The sequence below is a fragment of the Pseudomonas sp. GW822-FHT06B12 genome, assembly GCF_058799675.1.
Genome location: NZ_JBXALR010000001.1, coordinates 284333 through 301696 on the forward strand (window position 1 = coordinate 284333; position 17364 = coordinate 301696).

General features: G+C 59.5%; 17 protein-coding genes and 2 pseudogenes. 8 read left to right on the plus strand and 11 right to left on the minus strand.

Annotated elements, in window-relative coordinates; translation table 11 throughout:
* Window positions 1-15 precede the first annotated feature (15 nt).
* Complete coding sequence (locus AC1RKH_RS01390; protein ID WP_019689787.1) at window positions 16-714, minus strand: CoA transferase subunit A; 699 nt, start codon at window positions 712-714, stop codon at window positions 16-18.
* A 146-nt stretch (window positions 715-860) separates the two neighbouring features.
* Between AC1RKH_RS01390 and AC1RKH_RS01395 the strand changes: the two genes are divergently transcribed.
* Both AC1RKH_RS01395 and AC1RKH_RS01400 read left to right on the plus strand, forming a co-directional pair.
* Complete coding sequence (locus tag AC1RKH_RS01395; RefSeq protein WP_493060792.1) at window positions 861-1742, plus strand: LysR family transcriptional regulator; 882 nt, start codon at window positions 861-863, stop codon at window positions 1740-1742.
* A gap of 1147 nt (window positions 1743-2889) precedes the next feature.
* Window positions 2890-3222: a hypothetical protein gene (locus AC1RKH_RS01400; protein WP_493060793.1), complete on the plus strand. Its 333-nt coding sequence runs from the start codon at window positions 2890-2892 to the stop codon at window positions 3220-3222.
* 211 nt (window positions 3223-3433) lie between these two features.
* On the opposite strand, the gene astA is transcribed toward AC1RKH_RS01400, so the two are convergent.
* The 7 genes from astA to AC1RKH_RS01435 form a co-directional block, all read right to left on the minus strand.
* Window positions 3434-4465, minus strand: a complete 1032-nt coding sequence (gene astA / locus AC1RKH_RS01405; protein ID WP_493060794.1) for an arginine N-succinyltransferase — start codon at window positions 4463-4465, stop codon at window positions 3434-3436.
* Window positions 4466-4496: 31 nt separating this feature from the next.
* Entirely contained in the window at window positions 4497-5513 is a 1017-nt protein-coding gene (locus AC1RKH_RS01410; RefSeq protein ID WP_493060795.1) for an arginine N-succinyltransferase, read from the minus strand.
* Between the two features lie 132 nt (window positions 5514-5645).
* Window positions 5646-6995: an APC family permease gene (locus AC1RKH_RS01415; protein ID WP_493060796.1), complete on the minus strand. Its 1350-nt coding sequence runs from the start codon at window positions 6993-6995 to the stop codon at window positions 5646-5648.
* A gap of 144 nt (window positions 6996-7139) precedes the next feature.
* Complete coding sequence (locus tag AC1RKH_RS01420) at window positions 7140-7892, minus strand: N-formylglutamate amidohydrolase (RefSeq protein ID WP_493060797.1); 753 nt, start codon at window positions 7890-7892, stop codon at window positions 7140-7142.
* Complete coding sequence (locus AC1RKH_RS01425; RefSeq protein WP_493060798.1) at window positions 7876-9228, minus strand: type I glutamate--ammonia ligase; 1353 nt, start codon at window positions 9226-9228, stop codon at window positions 7876-7878. The genes AC1RKH_RS01420 and AC1RKH_RS01425 overlap by 17 nt, the downstream gene beginning before the upstream one ends.
* The gene (locus AC1RKH_RS01430; protein ID WP_493060799.1) at window positions 9225-9869 is read right to left on the minus strand and encodes a cysteine hydrolase family protein; all 645 of its coding nucleotides are present in this window, start codon (window positions 9867-9869) and stop codon (window positions 9225-9227) included. Before AC1RKH_RS01430 ends, AC1RKH_RS01425 begins: the two co-directional genes overlap by 4 nt.
* A 2-nt stretch (window positions 9870-9871) precedes the next feature.
* The gene (locus AC1RKH_RS01435) at window positions 9872-10726 is read right to left on the minus strand and encodes a MurR/RpiR family transcriptional regulator (protein WP_493060800.1); all 855 of its coding nucleotides are present in this window, start codon (window positions 10724-10726) and stop codon (window positions 9872-9874) included.
* A 345-nt stretch (window positions 10727-11071) separates the two neighbouring features.
* Between AC1RKH_RS01435 and AC1RKH_RS01440 the strand changes: the two genes are divergently transcribed.
* Both AC1RKH_RS01440 and cobF read left to right on the plus strand, forming a co-directional pair.
* Window positions 11072-11659: a histidine phosphatase family protein gene (locus AC1RKH_RS01440; protein ID WP_493060801.1), complete on the plus strand. Its 588-nt coding sequence runs from the start codon at window positions 11072-11074 to the stop codon at window positions 11657-11659.
* Window positions 11656-12414, plus strand: a complete 759-nt coding sequence (gene cobF, locus AC1RKH_RS01445; protein ID WP_493060802.1) for a precorrin-6A synthase (deacetylating) — start codon at window positions 11656-11658, stop codon at window positions 12412-12414. Before AC1RKH_RS01440 ends, cobF begins: the two co-directional genes overlap by 4 nt.
* Window positions 12415-12439: 25 nt before the next feature.
* On the opposite strand, the gene AC1RKH_RS01450 is transcribed toward cobF, so the two are convergent.
* A complete protein-coding gene (locus tag AC1RKH_RS01450; RefSeq protein ID WP_493061359.1) occupies window positions 12440-13780 on the minus strand; it encodes a substrate-binding domain-containing protein in 1341 nt (446 codons plus the stop codon).
* A gap of 243 nt (window positions 13781-14023) precedes the next feature.
* Here AC1RKH_RS01450 and AC1RKH_RS01455 point away from each other — a divergent pair, with 243 nt between their 5' ends.
* Entirely contained in the window at window positions 14024-14182 is a 159-nt protein-coding gene (locus AC1RKH_RS01455) for a hypothetical protein (RefSeq protein WP_493060803.1), read from the plus strand.
* A 62-nt stretch (window positions 14183-14244) separates the two neighbouring features.
* Here AC1RKH_RS01455 and AC1RKH_RS01460 read toward each other — a convergent pair whose 3' ends face one another.
* Both AC1RKH_RS01460 and AC1RKH_RS01465 read right to left on the minus strand, forming a co-directional pair.
* Window positions 14245-15039, minus strand: coding sequence for a ChbG/HpnK family deacetylase (locus AC1RKH_RS01460; RefSeq protein WP_493060804.1), 795 nt, complete (start codon window positions 15037-15039; stop codon window positions 14245-14247).
* Window positions 15011-15363 (minus strand): annotated as a pseudogene (locus tag AC1RKH_RS01465) (GNAT family N-acetyltransferase); the annotation flags it as partial. The gene AC1RKH_RS01460 and the pseudogene AC1RKH_RS01465, both read right to left, overlap by 29 nt.
* On the opposite strand from AC1RKH_RS01465, the pseudogene AC1RKH_RS01470 reads away from it, so the two are divergent.
* The 3 genes and pseudogenes from AC1RKH_RS01470 to AC1RKH_RS01480 all read left to right on the plus strand — a co-directional run.
* Window positions 15349-15527, plus strand: a pseudogene (locus tag AC1RKH_RS01470) (MFS transporter); the annotation flags it as partial. The pseudogenes AC1RKH_RS01465 and AC1RKH_RS01470 overlap by 15 nt on opposite strands.
* Window positions 15528-15652: 125 nt before the next feature.
* The gene (locus AC1RKH_RS01475; RefSeq protein ID WP_493060805.1) at window positions 15653-16210 is read left to right on the plus strand and encodes a polysaccharide biosynthesis/export family protein; all 558 of its coding nucleotides are present in this window, start codon (window positions 15653-15655) and stop codon (window positions 16208-16210) included.
* A gap of 26 nt (window positions 16211-16236) precedes the next feature.
* Window positions 16237-17352 carry a hypothetical protein gene (locus tag AC1RKH_RS01480; RefSeq protein WP_493060806.1) on the plus strand — a complete coding sequence of 372 codons (1116 nt, stop codon included), beginning with the start codon at window positions 16237-16239 and terminating at the stop codon, window positions 17350-17352.
* The last annotated feature ends 12 nt before the right edge of the window (window positions 17353-17364 follow it).

Sequence of the window (17364 nt, forward strand, 5' to 3'; positions counted from 1 at the left end):
GCTGGGGGCAGGGGATCACTTACGCACGGTGCGTTGTTCGATACGTTTTTCGAACGTGCCGCAGATGACCCGGTCGACGTAGATGCCAGGGGTATGGATCTGCGAAGGGTCCAGCTCGCCGGGTTCGACGATCTCTTCGACTTCGACCACGGTGATCTTGCCGGCAGTGGCTGCCAGCGGGTTGAAGTTCTGCGCGGTGTGACGGTAGATCACGTTGCCGAAGTGGTCGGCTTTCCAGCCTTTGACGATGGCGAAGTCGCCGGTGATGGATTCTTCCATCAGATACGGACGGCCCTTGAACTCGCGGATTTCCTTGCCTTCGGCCACTGGAGTGCCGACGCCGGTGGCGGTGAAGAACGCCGGAATGCCAGCGCCGCCAGCACGCATTTTTTCCGCCAGAGTGCCTTGCGGCGTCAGCACGACTTCAATCTCGCCGCTCAGCAGTTGCTTCTCGAACAGGGCGTTTTCGCCGACATAGGAGGCCACTACTTTGCGGATCTGCCGGTCTTCCAGCAGCACGCCCAAACCAAAACCGTCGACGCCGCAGTTGTTGGAAACCACGGTCAGATCGCGGGTGCCTTTGCGCTTGATCTCGGCGATCAGGTTTTCCGGAATGCCACACAGACCGAAGCCGCCAGAGATCACGGTCATGCCGTCTTCGAGGCCGGCCAATGCTTCCTCATAGGAACTCACGCGCTTGTCGAAACCTGCCATATGCACCTCTTTTATTCTTTGTGGGCGGCTGGCTAGCCGTATGGATGGAGTGTTGCTCTATCAGATTGATTTGATAAGTTGATTTTTAAGGTTGATTGATAGATAAAACTCAGTAATCGGTTGCGGTTGCATGTTGAGGAACGGTGATGACAGTCAAGCAGATCAGGGCGTTTTTGGCGGTGGCGCAGAGTTTGAGCTTTGCGGTGGCCTGTGAGCGGCTGCACCTGTCGCAGTCGGCGTTGAGTTTGACCATCAAGGCGCTGGAGGACGGACTGGGTGGGCGGTTGTTCAGCCGCACCACACGCAACGTCGCGCTGACCCCGGAAGGCGAGTCCTTGCTGCCACTGGCCCGGCGGTTGATCGCTGACTGGGACAATACCGAGGATGAAATGCGTCAGCGTTTCACCCTGCAGCGCGGCCGGGTGACGCTGGCGGCGATGCCATCGTTTGCCGGCAACCTGCTGCCGCCGATCCTCAAGACCTTTCGTGCGCGTTACCCCAAGGTCAACGTCACGGTGAACGACGTGATCAACGAGCAGGTGCTGGAAATGGTCCGTGATCGCCAAGTTGAGTTGGGTGTGGCATTTGAGCCGACGCAGAGTTCGTCGCTGGCGTTTACCCCGTTGTACATCGACCGTTTTGTCGCGGTTGTGCCCAGTGACTCGCCGTTGGCCGAGCGTGCCGAGATTGACTGGAAAACCCTGTTGGAGCAGCCGTTTATCACGTTGCAGCGGCCGTCGACGGTGCGGGTGATGCTTGAGGAGCACTTGCTGGCGCGGCAGATGAAGCTGCCGGTGGAGTTTGAAAGTCATCAGTTGGCAACCGTCGGGCGGATGGTTGCCAGTGGGCTTGGGGTTAGTGCGGTGCCGGCGTTGTGTGTTGAGCAGATGCGTGAGCTTGGGGCTTGTTGCATTACGTTGAGTGATCCGGTGATTGAGCGGGCCATTGGGGTGTTGACCAAGCCGGGTCATGAGTTGTCGGCGGCGGCGCAGGCGTTGTTTGACATCCTCAAAGGTGAAGTTCGTTGACCTGTGGGAACTGGCTTGCTCGCGATGGCGGCCTGACAGCCGGCCAATCTTTCACAGACGCACCCAGTTCAACTGTGGGAGCGAGCCTGCTCGCGATGGCGACCTGACAGCCGACCAATCTCTCACAGACGCACCCAGTTCAACTGTGGGAGCGAGCTTGCTCGCGATGGCGACCTGACAGCCGACCAATCTTTCACAGACGCACCCAGTTCAACTGTGGGAGCGAGCTTGCTCGCGATGGCGACCTGACAGCCGACCAATCTCTTGCGGATGTACACCAATCAAAACTGTGGGAGCGAGCCTGCTCGCGATGGCGGCCTGATAGCCGACCCATCTCTTGCAGGTGTACATATCCATTCCTGCGGTAACGGCCACTTACGGTTTCGCTCTTACAGCGAGTCCCTTTTTCAAACGCCAAAAAGGAACCAAAACGCTTCGCCCCAAGCGTACGGCACCTCGCTTAGGCTCGGCGTTCCCTCGCTCCGGCATTCATCAGGGGGCATCGCCTACGGTCTGCTTCGCGACGACCTCCTCTCGATGTGTCCGGCTACGCCGTACGGCGCTGCGCGCCAACCCCCTGATGAACACCTCCACTCGGCCTCCCGATGGGGCGGGTGGATCAAGATCAACGGCAACAGCACGGCGGCCTGACAGCCGGCCTGAGTGGTTGGGGCGCGTAGGACTTGAGATCGTTCCCACGCTCCGCGTGGGAATGCCGCCAGGGACGCTCCGCGTTCCGATTCACGAGCTGACGCGGAGCGTCAGGGGATGCATTCCCACGCGGAGCATGGGAACGATCGAATCAAGCGGTGAGGTTTCTGGGCAAGCTCGTCGGAGATTTCCCGCACGTTTTGGCGGTGTCCATGAACTGGCGTGAATTGGGCTTCATCGATAGGCTTCAGGTGTCACTGCACATTCAGTGACAGGGTGTAGGAACCCTTCAAAACCATGAGAGACGCGTAAGCGTCGACACCTGATTTGCGGCCGTTACTGTGTGCCCGTAAGATCAGCTGCGGCGGCTATGCGCGGGCATGCTTCGGCGTGGTCGAGTTTCTCTGGTACTCGGTATTCCTACCCCGCGTATAGCTGCCACCCAAGCCTGTAGGAAGGCCGATGGCAGCTTCCATACCTACTAGAGGCTTCAAAAATGAACACCTACACCCCCAATCCCCCCTACATCCCGCCAACCTCCCACCCCTCCAACCGCTACATGGCCCTCACCAGCAACTGCTCTGACATGCCCACTTTGTTCGTCGACACCCACGCGCCGCTCGATATTCTGCTCAGCGCTGCCGGTTATCGTATTCGTGCGGTGACTCAGGTGTTGGAGAACCTGGCCATGCGCGGGGAGATTGCCAGCGACTCGGTGATCCTCAACGATTTCGCGTTGCTGTGCGCCATTCCGTTGCGCGATGGCTGTGATCTGCTGGATGTGCTCGGGCGGCGGTTGCCGGAGCCCGTTTCGGATTCAGTTAAATAGCGTGTTCGGTGCGGTCCGTCTTCTTCTCAATCCTGCGACATGCTTTTCACGAATCGCTCACATCCTGGAGCGCAGATTGAGCGGACAAAAGGATTTGACCCCATCGACAGAGAGCCCGCCACGTGCGGGCTTTTTGCTGTTGATTGGTTTTGCGGCGAGATGGCTTGCTACCAGGGCCGTGTAGACACATCGATAGCGGGTGTTTGGCAAATTATGCGGCAACCGCCTGCTGTTGTTTGAGCAGCGGTACAGCGCGCACTGAATTGCCCGGTTGCAGTTGCAGGTGCTTGGCGGTCAGACGATTGACCAGCAGGCTGTTGCCGACCTGTCGGGCGCGGGCGGTGGTGATGCGGCAGTTTCTCAGGCGTCGGTTGTGTATCAGCCAGATCGGCGCGTTGTCGTCCGGCGTACCTATCTCCAGGTCCAGCGACTGGCTGTCGCGCACGGCACGGATCTTCGGGATCTGGGCTTCGATTACCGGACCGCCGTCGAAGATGTCGATGTAACCCTTGTGGGAAAAGCCTTCGGCGCAGAGGATTCTGCGTGCCGGTTCGGCGTTCTGGTGGGCCTTGCCGATCACCGCCTGCGCCTGCTCGGTGAGCAGGCAGGTGTACAGCGGTTGGCGAGGCATCAGCTCAGCGACGAACGATTTGTTGCCGAGCCCGGACAGGTGATCGGCGTGGCTGAAATCCATTTTGAAAAAGTGCCGGCCGAGGCTGTCCCAGAACGGCGAGCACCCGTGCTCGTCGGCGCTGCCGCGTAGTTCGGCGATGAGTTTTTCGCCAAACAGCTGCGGGAACTCGGCGACAAACAGTAACCGCGCGACCGACAGCAATCGGCCGTTATGGCCCTGGCGTTGATCCGGGCTCAGGAACAACGAGCCAATTTCCGATTGGCCGGTCATCTCGTTGTTAAGAAACAAGGTCGGGATCTGCCGCTGGATCCCCAGGTCAGCGGATGTATTGACCGTCAACCCGACGCGATAGTTGTACCAGGGCTCACGCAGCCCGACGGCACCTGCCAGGGCGCTGACGCCGATCACTTGCTGATCGTCGTCTTCGAGCACGAACAGGTAGTCGGCGTCGGCCCGTTCTACCTGTTCGGCGAAGGTTCGCTGTGCCCAGCGCACGCGGTGGGTCAGGCGTTCTTCGTTGGCCGGTAGCGTGGTGAATCCCGGACCGGCGCGGTCTGCCAACGCCAGCAACGCGGGCAGATCACTCATTTGAACCGGGCGCACGATCATGATGGAGCTCCTTGAGTGCGGAAGATCTGCTTCATAGCGCAATCAGCCGAACCGGGCTGCCGTTGTCCAGTTGCAAGGCGTCGAGTTGGGCGGCGTTGAGCATGACGGGCGCGTCCGCGCTCCAGTCCAGTTCGGCGACAATCGCCCGGTAGTTTTCCAATGCGTCATTGCTCAGCAGGTACGGCGTCTTGCCGCCGCTGTGTGCACTCAAGTGCGCAACGGCGGTGCTGGTCCGGGCGATAGAGCGAATGCTCGGGGTGCGTGCAAAAAGCGTTGGCCCACCGTCGAACAGATTGATGTAGCTATTGGTCTCGAAGCCTTCGCGCTCAAGGATATCGAAGGCTTCCTGACCATCCGGGTGAATCCGGCCAATACACTCCTGCGCGCTTTGCGGCAGCATCGGCACATAGATCGGGTAGTGCGGCATCAACTCGGCGAGAAAGCTCCGGTTCTGCAAGCCGCAGAGGCGCTCTGCCTCGACGTAGGGCAGGTCGAAAAAATGTTTGCCCAGGGCATCCCAGAACGGTGACTCCCCCGCGTCGCTGCTGTAGCCGACGATTTCGGTAATCACCGCGTCGGAAAAGCGTTGAGGGTGGGCGGCGATGAACATCAGCCGGGCCCGTGAAAGCAATTCCGAGGTCGGCGTGCGCTCAAGCTCGGTGTTGATGTGGAAACCGCGCAGCAAGGTGTGGGCACTGAGGTCCTGGCATAACGACAGCGCTGGCACTCCGTGCTGGATGTTCAGCTCACGGGACTCACTGGTAAACGGGCGGTTGCGCAGGCTGTAGAAGGGCTCATTGAAACCGGCGGTCGCGAGGACTTCCGAACAGCCCAGCAGCTGTTGGCTGGCCAGATCCTCGAGCACGAAGAAATAATTCTCTGCGCCATTGCTCTGCGCCTCGCTGGCAAACGAAGCGCAGGAGCCGAGAATCTTCTGGCGCAGGCACTCGGTGTCGTTCGGCAACGAAGTGACGCCTACCAGGCTGTCGCGCGCAAGTTGCTGCAACTGAGGCAGGTCGGATAACTGAACTGGGCGTAAGGCCAGCATGGATGTACTCCTGTATCAAAGGGCCTGATGCCGGGCACCAGGCTTGACAATCACTGTCGGTTTCCACGCGTCACAATGGCGGTCGGCCAATCCCTGTCAGCAACCGCTCGACTTTCCAGACACTGGCCTCTTTCAACTATTGGAGGGGTCTGGCAACACCGTGCTGGCGCCGATTCTGTTGAGGAAAAACAGGTAGACCAGACCGACCGCAATCCAGATGCCGCCGAGCTTCTGCGCATCGACGCCCATGTTGTACAGGATGGCGCTGACAATGATGAAGCCGATCACCGGGCAGATCAGATGGCGAATCACCTGGCCGGATTTCTGCCGCCGCCAATAATAATTGATCACCGTCAGGTGCAGCAGCATGAAGCCGCTCAGGGCACCGAAGTTCACCAATGAGGTCAGCGTGTCCACCGAGTTGATGAACAGGTAGCAGATCAGCAGCGACAGCACTGCCACCAGGTAAATGCTGACGTACGGGGTGTTGTGTTTGGGGTGTACCTTGGCCAGCACTTTGGGCAATTTGCCGTCGCGTGCCATGCCGAATAGCAGGCGCGACACGGCGGCTTGCGAGGTGATCGCCACCGCCACGCCCCAGGCCAGTGCCGTGGCCACACCGGTGACGGTCGCCAGCCAGCTGCCAGCGGCGATTTCGGCGATTTCATAGAACGCGGTATCGGCGGACTTGAAGCCCATACCGGCGGCCAGGTCCGTGGCGATCCAGGTCTGCACGACGAAAATCACCCCCATCACCAGCAATGTGATCAACGCGGCTTTGCCAACACTGCGGCCGGGATCGCCCTTGATCTCTTCGGCCAGGGTTGAAATGGCGTCGAAGCCAAGGAACGACAACACGGCAATCGACACCGCCTGCATCAGCAGCGCGAAGTTGAAATTTTCCGGGTTGTACAACGGCGCCAGGGTCAGCTGACCGTTGCCGGCGCCACCGTGCAAGGCAGTCCAGGCGTAGAACAGGAAGATCCCCAGCACCACCAGTTGTGCCAGTAGAAAGATGATGTTCATCCGTGCGGTAAAAGTGATTCCCCTCAGGTTGACGAAGGTTGCGCTGACCAGGAAGGCGAGGATGAAACCGACCTTGGGGATGTCCGGGTACAGGTGATTCAACGCCATCGCCGCATACACGTAGAGCAACGGCGGGATCAGCAAGTAGTCGAGCAGCATCAGCCAGCCGGCGATAAAGCCGACATGCGGGTTCAGCCCACGTTGTGCATAGGAGTAGACCGAGCCGGCAATTGGAAAGGCTCGCGCCATGCTGCCGTAACTCAATGCCGTGAACAGCATCGCCACCATGCCGATGATGTAGGCCAGCGGCACCATTCCAGGCGCCTCCTGATTCACGTAGCCATACACTCCGAACGGCGCGATGGGGATCATGAAAATCATCCCGTAAACCACCAGATCGGTCAGTGACAGGCTACGTTTCAACTCTTGCTTGTAGCCGAACTCTTCTATTTCCATGAAGCGGTTCTCCTTGTAAGCCAATACGGCAATGTGTTTGAACCTGGCAGGTCAAAACACGCTACAGCGTTTGTTATCGTTGTTTTATCACTACAACCCTCCGTGTTTTTGTGCAGCTTGAAACTGTTTGCCTGACGCGTCGCGTTACAGCAGCGGAGCCAGATAATCGTTCCAGGTCTGGACCGCCAGCCGGTTGCGCAACAGGTCGTTGCGCACCTCGATCAGCACCGAATCGATACCACGGGCGTCGCCGTGAAACGGCACCGTCATGTCGCTCGCCGGATTGATTGTGTAGGGCTGATTGCCGGCGACTCGCAGTGGATGCCTGGCCAACCCGTCGATCAGGCGCTTTGCATAAACCTCGGCCCGCGCATACAGCACGCCGGCTTCCAGCGCCCGGGGCTGGCCGTAGTAGATCGGTGTGAAACTGTGGATACCCGCCACACGCACCGCACGGCCTTCGGCCAGACGTGTATCGATCAGTTCGCCAAGGCGCCTGTGAAATGGCTGGAACAGACACTGGCGACGGTATTCGCGAGTCGCTTCGTCGAGGTGCTGATTGCCGGGGATCTGATAGATCTCGCTCTTGGCCGGGATGCTGTCCGGGGCCTGCAACGGACGGTTGAGGTCGATCAGCAGGCGCGAGTAATTGGCCGCCAGCAGAGTCGCGCCGAGGGTTTTCGACAGGCTTTCGGCCAGCGCCAGGGCGCCGATGTCCCAGGCAATGTGCTCGCGCGCGGCCTCGCCGCTCAAACCCAAATTGTTCAAGGCTGTCGGGATGTAGCGGCTGGCATGTTCACAGACCAGAATCAGCGGGTGCTCGGACGCTTCCCGGCTCAGGCTGTAAGCCGGCTCGGTGTAGAGCCCAAACTCGGCGGACTCAGTAGAGGCGCGCATAGTGCTCACAGAGTTCGGCGGGCGACAGGTGTTGGGTCAAGGCCAGTTCCTCGGTTTTGACGGCGAAATAGGTATCGAGCAAGGCGCGTGGCAAAGCTTCCAGCAGGGCTTCGCTGTCCCGCAGGTGACTGAGGGCCTGTTCGAGTGAGGCGGGCAGGGCAACGATGCCACGGCGCTGGCGTTGTTCTTCGTTCAGTGAGTCCGGGACTTCATCGGTGATTGCGTTTAACGCCAGACGTTGCTCGATGCCCATCCGGCCGGCAATCAGCACGCCAGCCATCGCCAGATGAGGTGAGGCCGTGGCGTCCATGGCGCGGAATTCAAGGTTGTATTGCGCGGCCTCGGATTTGCCGCCCAGGCTCACGGTCGGGCAGATCCGCAACGAGGCTTCGCGGTTACGTTGCCCCAGGCATGCGTACGAGGCGCTCCAATGATGCGGTTGCAGGCGCTCATAGGAAATCGGTGTCGGCGCCGTCAATGCGCAGAGTGCCGGCAGGTAGTGCAGCACCCCGGCAGCCCAGTGCTGACCGAGGGTCGACAGACCATTGGCGGTCCCGGCGTCATACAGTACCGGATGGCCGGACAGGTCATGCAGGCTCAGGTGCAGGTGTACGCCGTTGCACACAGCGTGCTCGGAAGTCTTGGGCGCAAAACTCAGGTTCAGGCCCATTTGCCGGGCGATCTCGCGCGTGATCTCGCGCACGTTGACCGCTCGGTCGGCCGCCGCGACACCCTGGGTCGGCCGACAGGTAATTTCGTATTGGTGCTTGCCATATTCGGGCAGGAACATTTCCGGCTCGACCCCGCCGGCGCGCAAGGCGCTGAGCAGCCAGCCGCCGAACGCCGCGCCCTGACGCTGGGCCTCCAGCGAAAACGCCAGATGCTCGGCCTGTGCGCTGTTGGTGGTGAGGTTGAATTCGTGCTCGAAGGCCGAGGTGATGTGCAGCCCCAGTTCATCGTGGTAGCGCTGCACTTCATTGCGCAACAGCGTCCGCGGGCAGGCAGCCCACGGGCGACCATCGGTTTCGCAGATGTCGCCATGGATAAAATCCAGGGCCGGCGCACTGGCATCGGGGCCGTTGCTGACCGTCACGCGACTGGCCAGATCCGGGACCAGCCGCAAGTCGCCGTAGGCACCCCACGGGTTGCTTGAGGCGATGATGTCTTGCGGGGTCAGCGCGCTGTTGGCCGGGACCCAGCCGCAACCGGCGGTTTGGTAATGTTCCAGTTCATCGGTGGGAAACGAGCGGCCACGCGTCACGCCGATCAGGTCAGTGGTGACGATGGTGGTCATTGCCACGGGCGTCAGGGGCTCACCGCTGCTGGTGCGACTCATGCCTGCAACGCCTGCAAACGGTCGAGCACGGTGTGGGTGTCGGTGATCCAGCAATAGCCCTTGATCGCGTTCAAGCACGCCAGATGGCGTTGTGCGGTGTAGGTCGCGCAGGCGTCTTCCACCAGCGTTACCAGATAACCGCGGTCGGCCGCATCGCGCACGGCCATGTCGACGCACTGGTCGGTGACGATGCCGGCGATGATCAGGTGACGGGTTTGCAGGTTGCGCAGCACGTAGTCGATGTTGGTCGAGTTGAAGACCCCGGAGGAGGTCTTGGGCAAGACGATTTCGTTCTCGACCGGTGTCAGCTCTTCAATGATCGCAGCTTGCCGGCAGCCTTTTGGCAGGTGCATGTCTGACAGCTTGTGGTCCAGCGAGCGATCGCGACCGTCGGCGGTGAGGCTTTCGATGATCGTGTGCAGGACGTTCTGCCCGGCCGCACGCGTTGCGGCCAACAGTCTGCGCTGGTTGGGAATCACCTGTTGGCGGGTACGGTTGAGAAAGTACTCGGCGTCAGGCCCTTGCAGGTGCGGGTCGAACTGCGGCTCAAGCCAGGCGCGTTGCATGTCCACCAGCAACAGCGCGGTGTGGTCGGTGGCAAACGGCAGGTCGCGGGGCGAGCGATGGGGGAGCATAAACATCCTTATTTTTCCTCCAGCAGGTGAGTGGTGAAATCGCTGCGTAGTGCATCGATACCTTCCAGTCGCTCGGCAAGATCGGGGCAACGTAGCGACAGGCAGGCAATCAATGCCTCGACCTGGGCCAGTGCCGGCACCAGGGTGTCGAAGGCTGACGCCGACTCCACGGTTGCGGTGATCACCAGATCCGCCATCTCGCGCAGCGGTGAGGCGTAGATGTCGGTGAACAACACGACGCGCGCATGCCGGTTCCTGGCTGCGCTGGCGACGCGCAGTGCCTGGGATTGATAGCGTCGATAGTCGAACACCAGCACGACGTCCTGGCGTTGCACATCGAACAGCCGATCGGGCAGTTGTGCGTTGTCTTCCAGGGCGAAGCAGCCCGCACGTAAAAGACGCAAGTGATTGAGCAGGTACTGGGCGAGGAAGCTGCTGAAGCGTCCGCCGAAGCAATGCACCTGATGCCGTACATCCAGCAGCAACGAAGCCAGAATCCGCACATCTTCGGGCTGGGTCAGGGCCTGGGTTTCCAGCAGGGCGCGGTGACTGTCCGCCAGATAATGGGTCCAGGCATCGTCTTGCTTGAGGTGCGAACGCGGTTGCAACAGCGCACTGGGCGAGCGCTGCCGGTGATCCATGTCGCTGAGGAGCGCGTCCTGAAATTCGGCATAACCACCGAAGCCGAGTTTTTTCACCAGACGCACGATGGTCGGATCGCTGACCCCGGCATGTTCTGCCAGGCGCGACATCGGGCCCAGCCCGTTACGCGGGTATTGGTCCAGCAAAGCCCGTATGACTTTGCGTTCCGACGGCGTGAGGTCCAGGCCGGGATCAGTGATCCGGTCTCTGAGTGAGGGCATCCGAGCTCCTGCTGGAGGGTTATGTTGCTTTTGTTTCATAATCCGTTAAATGAGTATTTATGTAATTTATGCTACATGTCTAGTGAATTTTTTCTGCTCTCGCCAAGGCACCAAAGTGGGGCGAAAGTCTTGTCTGACGGGGCCTGCGCGGGTTTCGACTGATGTTGTACGTCAGTGCTTCATTTCATGTAGGAGATTGGCTTTCGGCGCGTGCAGGCTGCGATCTTTTTGGGGCCACTAACGTTTAGCTGACAGGTATTACGCAGACGTCTGTTATTGCGGCAAAATTTGTCTGTTGCATGATCGGTTGTACACTTTCGTACCCGCAAACCTGAGTGATCCCACGTGCCGGTAACCCGCTTGACCTTGATTTGCCATGCTCGAACCGTCGCACAAAAACTGGCGCGTTTTCCTATGGATGAGCCGCTGGAAATGGATTGGCAAGCGGCGAAGGGCAGTCGTGCGGGGTGCTTCAAGCGCGCGCCACAGTTGCTGGGTGGGCCGGAAACCCGGATCAGGCAGACCGCCGAACTGTTTGGTAGCGACCTGCAGATCGTGCCGGCGCTCGGCGACTATGATGTCGGGCGTTGGCGCGGGCAGCGCATCGACGATCTACAAAAGACCGAACCAGAGGCGTTGCACACCTGGCTCGGCGACCCGGCCTCGGCCCCGCATGGTGGCGAGTCGGTGACACAACTCTGCCTGCGAGTGGGCGACTGGCTGGATGCACTGTGCACAACGCCCGGGCATTTCGTGGCAATTACCCATCCTTTTGTGATCCGCGCAGCACTGATGAAGGTGATGCAGTGTGGCCCCGAGGCGTTCAACCTGATTGACGTCGAACCGCTGTCAGCCACTGAACTGCGTTTCAATGGCCGTTGGCGCCTGCGTTTGTTGGACACGACTGCGCACAGCGAGGTGAAGCACCCATGAAGCAGCTACTGATCATCGGCATTGGCGCCGGTAATCCCGAATACATCACGATGCAGGCGGTCAACGCGTTGAACCGGGTCGATGTGTTCTTTCTGATGGACAAGGGTCAGAGCAAAGACAAGCTGATCGACTTGCGGCGGGAAATCTGCGAGCGCTATATCACTGATCCTGCCTACCGTTTCGTCGAGGCTCACAGCCCCGAGCGGGAGCGCGGCGATGTGGACTACAACGCCAGCGTCGTTACACTTAATCGCGACAAGCAACAGACCTTCGAACGGCTGATCAACGAGGAGATGGCGGACGGCGAATGTGCGGCGTTTCTGGTGTGGGGCGATCCGGCGTTGTACGACAGCACTCTGCGGATTTTGCAGGCGATCCTCGATTCGGGTCGCTGCACCTTCGACTTCGAAGTGATCCCCGGCATCAGCAGCGTCCAGGCGTTGGCGGCGCGGCACAAGGTGCCGTTGAACCGCATTGGGCGTTCCATTGAAATCACCACCGGCCGCCGACTGGCTGCAGGCCAGGTCAGCGATGCGGACAGTCTGGTGGTGATGCTCGACGCAGAAGATTCCTACCACCAGGTTGCCGATCAGGAGCAGCAGATCTACTGGGGCGCCTACCTTGGCACGCCCGATGAAATCCTCATTTGCGGCAAACTCAAAGACGTCGCTGACGAGATCGAACGGGTGAGAAAAGCTGCGCGGTTGGCCAACGGCTGGATCATGGACACGTATTTGTTGCGCAAGCCTGAGTAGCCTGCGTGAGTGGCTTGTAAAGGCCTCAATAAACCCAGACTTCCACCCGGCGATTCTTGATCCGTCCTTCATCGCCACTGTTAGCTGCTACCGGCATTTCGGCGCCGAAGCCACGAATCTCGCGAAACACCACGCCGCTTTTCACCAGCTCGCGGCGTACCGCCATGGCGCGAAGTTTCGATAGCAGGGCGGCCCGCTGCGAATCGGTCTTGGCATCGCCGAAGCCGACCAGTGTCACCTGTTTGTTCAGCTTGTCGTGTTGCCTTAAATAGTCGAGCACGCGCGACAAGTCCTGCCGGGCCTTGTTGTCCAGGCTGGCGCTGCCTTCTTCGAAGCGAAAATTCACCGTGAGTCGTTGTGCGTGAGCGGTGATTGTCTGGTAACCGTCAGGCATGTGCGGATTCGGTGCGACGTTCATGGCTTGCACGGTCTGTGCGATGAAACCATTGGCGGCGACAATCTCCTGGCCCTTGCTGCTCTGGGCGAATTTCACCAACGCGTCGCTCCAGGGATTCTGGTCGTTGGGTGGCACATAGAAATACAACCGACGCGACAGTGGATAGTCCTCGGTGGCGATCAGGCTGGCGAGCGGCAGCATCGGCTGCGAGTCGCCGTCGACAATCGCCACTGCCCTGGCCTGGCGCACGTAAGGCAAGCCGATGAAGCCGATACCTTGCGGGTCCTGGCTGACCGCATCGGACAGCTGCTCGCTGGACTCGAAGCGTTTTGCCGACTCGGCCAGCGCTTTTCCGCGATGACTCAGAACCAGCTCCTTGAAGGTGTCATAGGTGCCTGAGTGGTCGTCCCGGGCGTAGAGATGTATAGGCCCGCCGAGGCCGCCGAGTTCTTCCCAGGTTTTCACTTCGCCACTGAAAACACGCGCCAGCTGTTCGGTGTTCAGTTGAGTCAGCGGGTTTTGCGGGTGCAGGATGATTGCCAGGCCGTCGATAGCGATGACTTGTTCGGCGTTTGGGCTTTTCAGGTCGCCGAGGGCTTCGAGGTCGACCAACTCGCTGTCCTTGATCGGGCGCGAGGATGCTGCCAGATCGGCGCTGGCGTTTTTCAGCGCGGCGAAACCGGTGCTGGACCCATGGGCGGCGATGTCCACGACCACCCGCTGACCTTGGGCCGTCTGGCCGACAATGTGCTGTTCATTGTATTTATCCGAGGCTTCGCTATGGACCTTCAGCAGCCCTTGTTCCAGCAGCAACCCTTTGGCCAGCGCCGGGTCAAGGTCCGCACCGATAGTGTTGGAGCCTTGAATGCGCAGGGCAGGGCCGCGCTCGGGTGTTGGCAGCGCAGTGGCGGTGGCAGATAAAGGAAGCAAACCGCAGAGCAGCAGCGGTAACAGAGCGCGCAGCATCAGGCCGGCACCTTCTAAGGCCAAAGGAAGTGTCGGGAGAATAAGACAGTAAGGTTGCTGAAATATGACGCCTGGCCGAACGTGACGATAATCAAGCATCAAATTTCATCAATGTCGAGTAATGACCGTCCGTCGAAACGACAAGATCCGGACAGCGTTCCCGGCTGTTGCTACCCATGGCCAATAGCGAAGCAGCGGCTTTGTTCTATCCTGAAAGTTGAAGACAAACCTCAGGAGGAGGGCTCTATGGCAAACGAAAAGAAGTATGAGCAATACGAAGATTCCGAAGATGAAAAGCCAGACGAGGCGACCCCGGAAGAGAATCCGCCGGATCCCACCTGGAAGCATCCGGACGACGGCAAAAGCCTTTCGGATCTCGATCAGGAATGGCCTCTGAAACCCTGAAACATCAGCCCCTCGCACAATGCCCGTGACCCGTCGCGGGCATCGTGTTGTCTGCGTTGCGCTTAATCCAGGGTTGTCGTGGCGTCTACCAGCTGTGGGCGTGCGAGCACGTTATACGACACGCGCGGGACGCCTGGCAGACGGTTATCGAGCAACTTGCTCAAGGACTCGCCCTGATACAGATAGGCATCGCCAAAGTCGCGACCGAGCATCGTCGGATGGGCGACGATTTCCAGCAGCCCGTCTGTCGGTGGCGCGGCGTTGCGCACATCCACCGGGGTACAAACGTAGTCCGCTGTAGCACCGGCAAGGCTGCGTAAACGCCGGTTGAACAGGTGTTTGAACACGCGCTTGGGAAGGCTGAGGTTGTGCCCCAGATTGCGCGCCAGACGCACCGGAACGCCTTGGCGGGCGGCAAAGCGAGCGACGATCTCACCGATCGGCCAGATAGTGTGAACATGCTGATGGGAGTCGAGGTGGCTGGGCCGCAGGCCGTTGTCCAGGCAGTGTTGCCATTGCGCTTCGAGCTCTTGCAGCACCGCATCGCGTTGCTGACGGGCGAGCCACAAGCGGTGGCGGGGCAGGTTCAGGTCGAACTCGCCAGTCGTGTCGCAAAAGTTTGGTAACTCGAGAATCGCCCGGCTGAGGGGCCGGCCGTACGTGAGGTTGACGTGCAGTCCCACGCGGCCCTTGAGCAGTGGCTGTTGCGCCAGCTCACAGGCCGCTGCGAAGGCCGGCATGTTGGCCATGACGGTAGCGGAGCTGATCACCCCGGCCTGGAAGGCCCTCAGGATGACTGCGTTTTCGTTCAGGCTGAGACCGAAATCGTCAGCGTTGACTATGACTTGGCGAGGCATGTTCGTCCTCCATGAGATGTGCAGTGGGCGCGATTTTTTATCGACGCCGGTCACGACGGGGGAGCGGGTCAAACGTGCGACAGCTGCCGCACGTTTGGCTTACCACTGTTGCAGCCTCGGTTTGATGTGCTGCCAGCCCTCGTCCAGACCCCAGCGGATCCACTCATCAAGCAGCACACGGCCGCTGCCCAGACCGGCATATTGCGGCAGGAACGCCAGGTTGTAGTCGTAGAACCGACCCTGTTCCAGCAAGCCTAGACGATAGCTGATGCAACGCCCGTCAAGTTCCAGCACGACCACGCGTACCCTCCCTTGGGCGGCGAGGTCGGCCGAAAGACCGTGATCTGGTTCTCGATCCTCGGCGTGGTGATCGGCTTCATCCTGGCTTCGGCGTTCTCGGCTATCGTGGTCTACGCTCAAGAACAAGTACCGGGCAACGTCGGGATGGTTGCCGGGGGGTATTCGGTCTGATGTTTGGTTTCGGCGGAAATTGGCCGCCAAGACGCTCGAGGCGATTGCTGTTTGATCGTTTCTTTGGCGTTAAAGGAGGGGAGTGTTTTCGCCCCGTTTTTATGTGAATCTCTGTGCATGCTACTTGGTCGGAGGGATCCTTATGTTGCGTTTGTTATTACCTGTGCTTTGCGCGCTGGTGGTCTGGCCCAGCATTACCAGTGCCGACGAAAGAGCCGCGGCTTATCTGCTAAGTCCGGGTGACATCATTTCGATTTCCGTTTGGGGCGAAGAGAAGCTGAAACAGGAGGTGCACGTACTTCCTGATGGCAGCATTACCTTCCCGCTGGCCGGACAAATCGATGTTGCGGGGCTTGATGCCACTGCAGTCGAAAAGAAAGTCGCTGCCAGGCTTAAGAAGTTCATCCCCGATCCGAACGTGAGCGTTGTCATCACGAGCACCGCAGGCAATCTCGTCTATGTGCAGGGTAAGGTGCTGAAGCCCGGCACCGTACAGATGTCAGGTCCAACTGCAGTGCTGCAAGTATTGAGCATGTCGGGCGGGCTCGACAAATTCGCCGACAAGGAGGACATCAAGGTCGTGCGGCGCAATGGGGCCAAACAAGAGATCCTGCCCGTCCATTACAGCGATTTGATGTCCGGGCGTGACATGTCCACCAATATTCAACTCCAGGCCGGCGATACGCTGGTCGTGCCTTAGCCTTGCGCGAAGCACTAAGGATTATCTTGCCCGTGCTGCGAACGGCCGGAGTTGCGACGGCCATCTTGATCTTGCCGTGCTCCGGTGTGGCCTATGCTGCCACTTGGCATTCAGCAATCGTTGTGCCTTCGACTGTCGAGTACGACAGCAACCCGGTGCTTGTTACGGAAAACAAGAAGGGTGTGACTCGTACGATCATCGCCCCCGATTACACGCTTGTCGGTACTTCAGACCGGGATCAGTGGCGGTTCGGTCTTGGTATGAATCTGGTGCGTTCGTCTGATACGTCCATCGTTTCGGACCGCGAAGACCCCAACGTGCAGTTAGGGTGGCAGCGCGAGACCGAAACGGGTGGTTTTGGACTCACGGCGAAGTATGTCGAGAGCTCAACGCTCTCCACGGCGGTTCAAGAAACCGGTGTGATTACCACCGATGGTACGCAAAAGCTAACCTCGTTCGGCGGCAACTGGAGTACCGCTCTCAGTGAGCGAACTACCTTGGTTAACGAAACCGACTACACACATGTCACTTACGACATTAATACACTGACCAACTATAACGAGCTTTCGAACCGCCTAGGCTTGAACTACGCATGGAGCGAGCGTGTGGAGCTATTCACGCGTTTTGGCGTGAAGCGTTATGAGCCGCAGCAGGGATCTGCGGCGTCTTCCTCAAACAGTTACACCCCCACTGCCGGCTTGAACTTTGAGATCTCCGAGCGTTTCAAGGGGTCGCTTTACGCAGGTGTCAATCAAGTCTCTGGCTCGAACAGCCACCCCCGTGGCCAAGGCGGTTTTTCGTTGCACTATACCGGTGAGCGTGTTGATACAAGTATCGGCGCCAGTCGTAGTACCGTCGCCAGCGGCGACGGCGGTTTTGTCGAGGTTGATAACCTGAACGGTACATGGAGTTATGCCCTCGACGACACCAGCCGTACCGGTTTTGATGCCTCATGGCAAAAAACCAAAGGGCTAACGCCTAATACCCTGCGCAATGTCGGTGTCTGGTTTAGCCGGGAACTCTCGCCTTTTTGGGTGGCGCGCCTATCCTTCATGTACAAAGAACGCCAGCAAAATGGCTTGCCGGATGCCACCGCAAACGTCGTCGGGTTGACCTTGACCTATAGTCACCCCAACTTCTGAAATTCAGCTGGG

What these genes read in the sequence shown, in the direction of transcription:
- AC1RKH_RS01390 (WP_019689787.1), bottom strand. Translation starts at nt 714, where the DNA reads ATGGCAGGTTTCGACAAGCGCGTGAGTTCCTATGAGGAAGCATTGGCC.
- AC1RKH_RS01395 (WP_493060792.1), top strand. Translation starts at nt 861, where the DNA reads ATGACAGTCAAGCAGATCAGGGCGTTTTTGGCGGTGGCGCAGAGTTTG.
- AC1RKH_RS01400 (WP_493060793.1), top strand. Translation starts at nt 2,890, where the DNA reads ATGAACACCTACACCCCCAATCCCCCCTACATCCCGCCAACCTCCCAC.
- astA (WP_493060794.1), bottom strand. Translation starts at nt 4,465, where the DNA reads ATGATCGTGCGCCCGGTTCAAATGAGTGATCTGCCCGCGTTGCTGGCG.
- AC1RKH_RS01410 (WP_493060795.1), bottom strand. Translation starts at nt 5,513, where the DNA reads ATGCTGGCCTTACGCCCAGTTCAGTTATCCGACCTGCCTCAGTTGCAG.
- AC1RKH_RS01415 (WP_493060796.1), bottom strand. Translation starts at nt 6,995, where the DNA reads ATGGAAATAGAAGAGTTCGGCTACAAGCAAGAGTTGAAACGTAGCCTG.
- AC1RKH_RS01420 (WP_493060797.1), bottom strand. Translation starts at nt 7,892, where the DNA reads ATGCGCGCCTCTACTGAGTCCGCCGAGTTTGGGCTCTACACCGAGCCG.
- AC1RKH_RS01425 (WP_493060798.1), bottom strand. Translation starts at nt 9,228, where the DNA reads ATGAGTCGCACCAGCAGCGGTGAGCCCCTGACGCCCGTGGCAATGACC.
- AC1RKH_RS01430 (WP_493060799.1), bottom strand. Translation starts at nt 9,869, where the DNA reads ATGTTTATGCTCCCCCATCGCTCGCCCCGCGACCTGCCGTTTGCCACC.
- AC1RKH_RS01435 (WP_493060800.1), bottom strand. Translation starts at nt 10,726, where the DNA reads ATGCCCTCACTCAGAGACCGGATCACTGATCCCGGCCTGGACCTCACG.
- cobF (WP_493060802.1), top strand. Translation starts at nt 11,656, where the DNA reads ATGAAGCAGCTACTGATCATCGGCATTGGCGCCGGTAATCCCGAATAC.
- AC1RKH_RS01455 (WP_493060803.1), top strand. Translation starts at nt 14,024, where the DNA reads ATGGCAAACGAAAAGAAGTATGAGCAATACGAAGATTCCGAAGATGAA.
- AC1RKH_RS01460 (WP_493060804.1), bottom strand. Translation starts at nt 15,039, where the DNA reads ATGCCTCGCCAAGTCATAGTCAACGCTGACGATTTCGGTCTCAGCCTG.
- AC1RKH_RS01475 (WP_493060805.1), top strand. Translation starts at nt 15,653, where the DNA reads ATGTTGCGTTTGTTATTACCTGTGCTTTGCGCGCTGGTGGTCTGGCCC.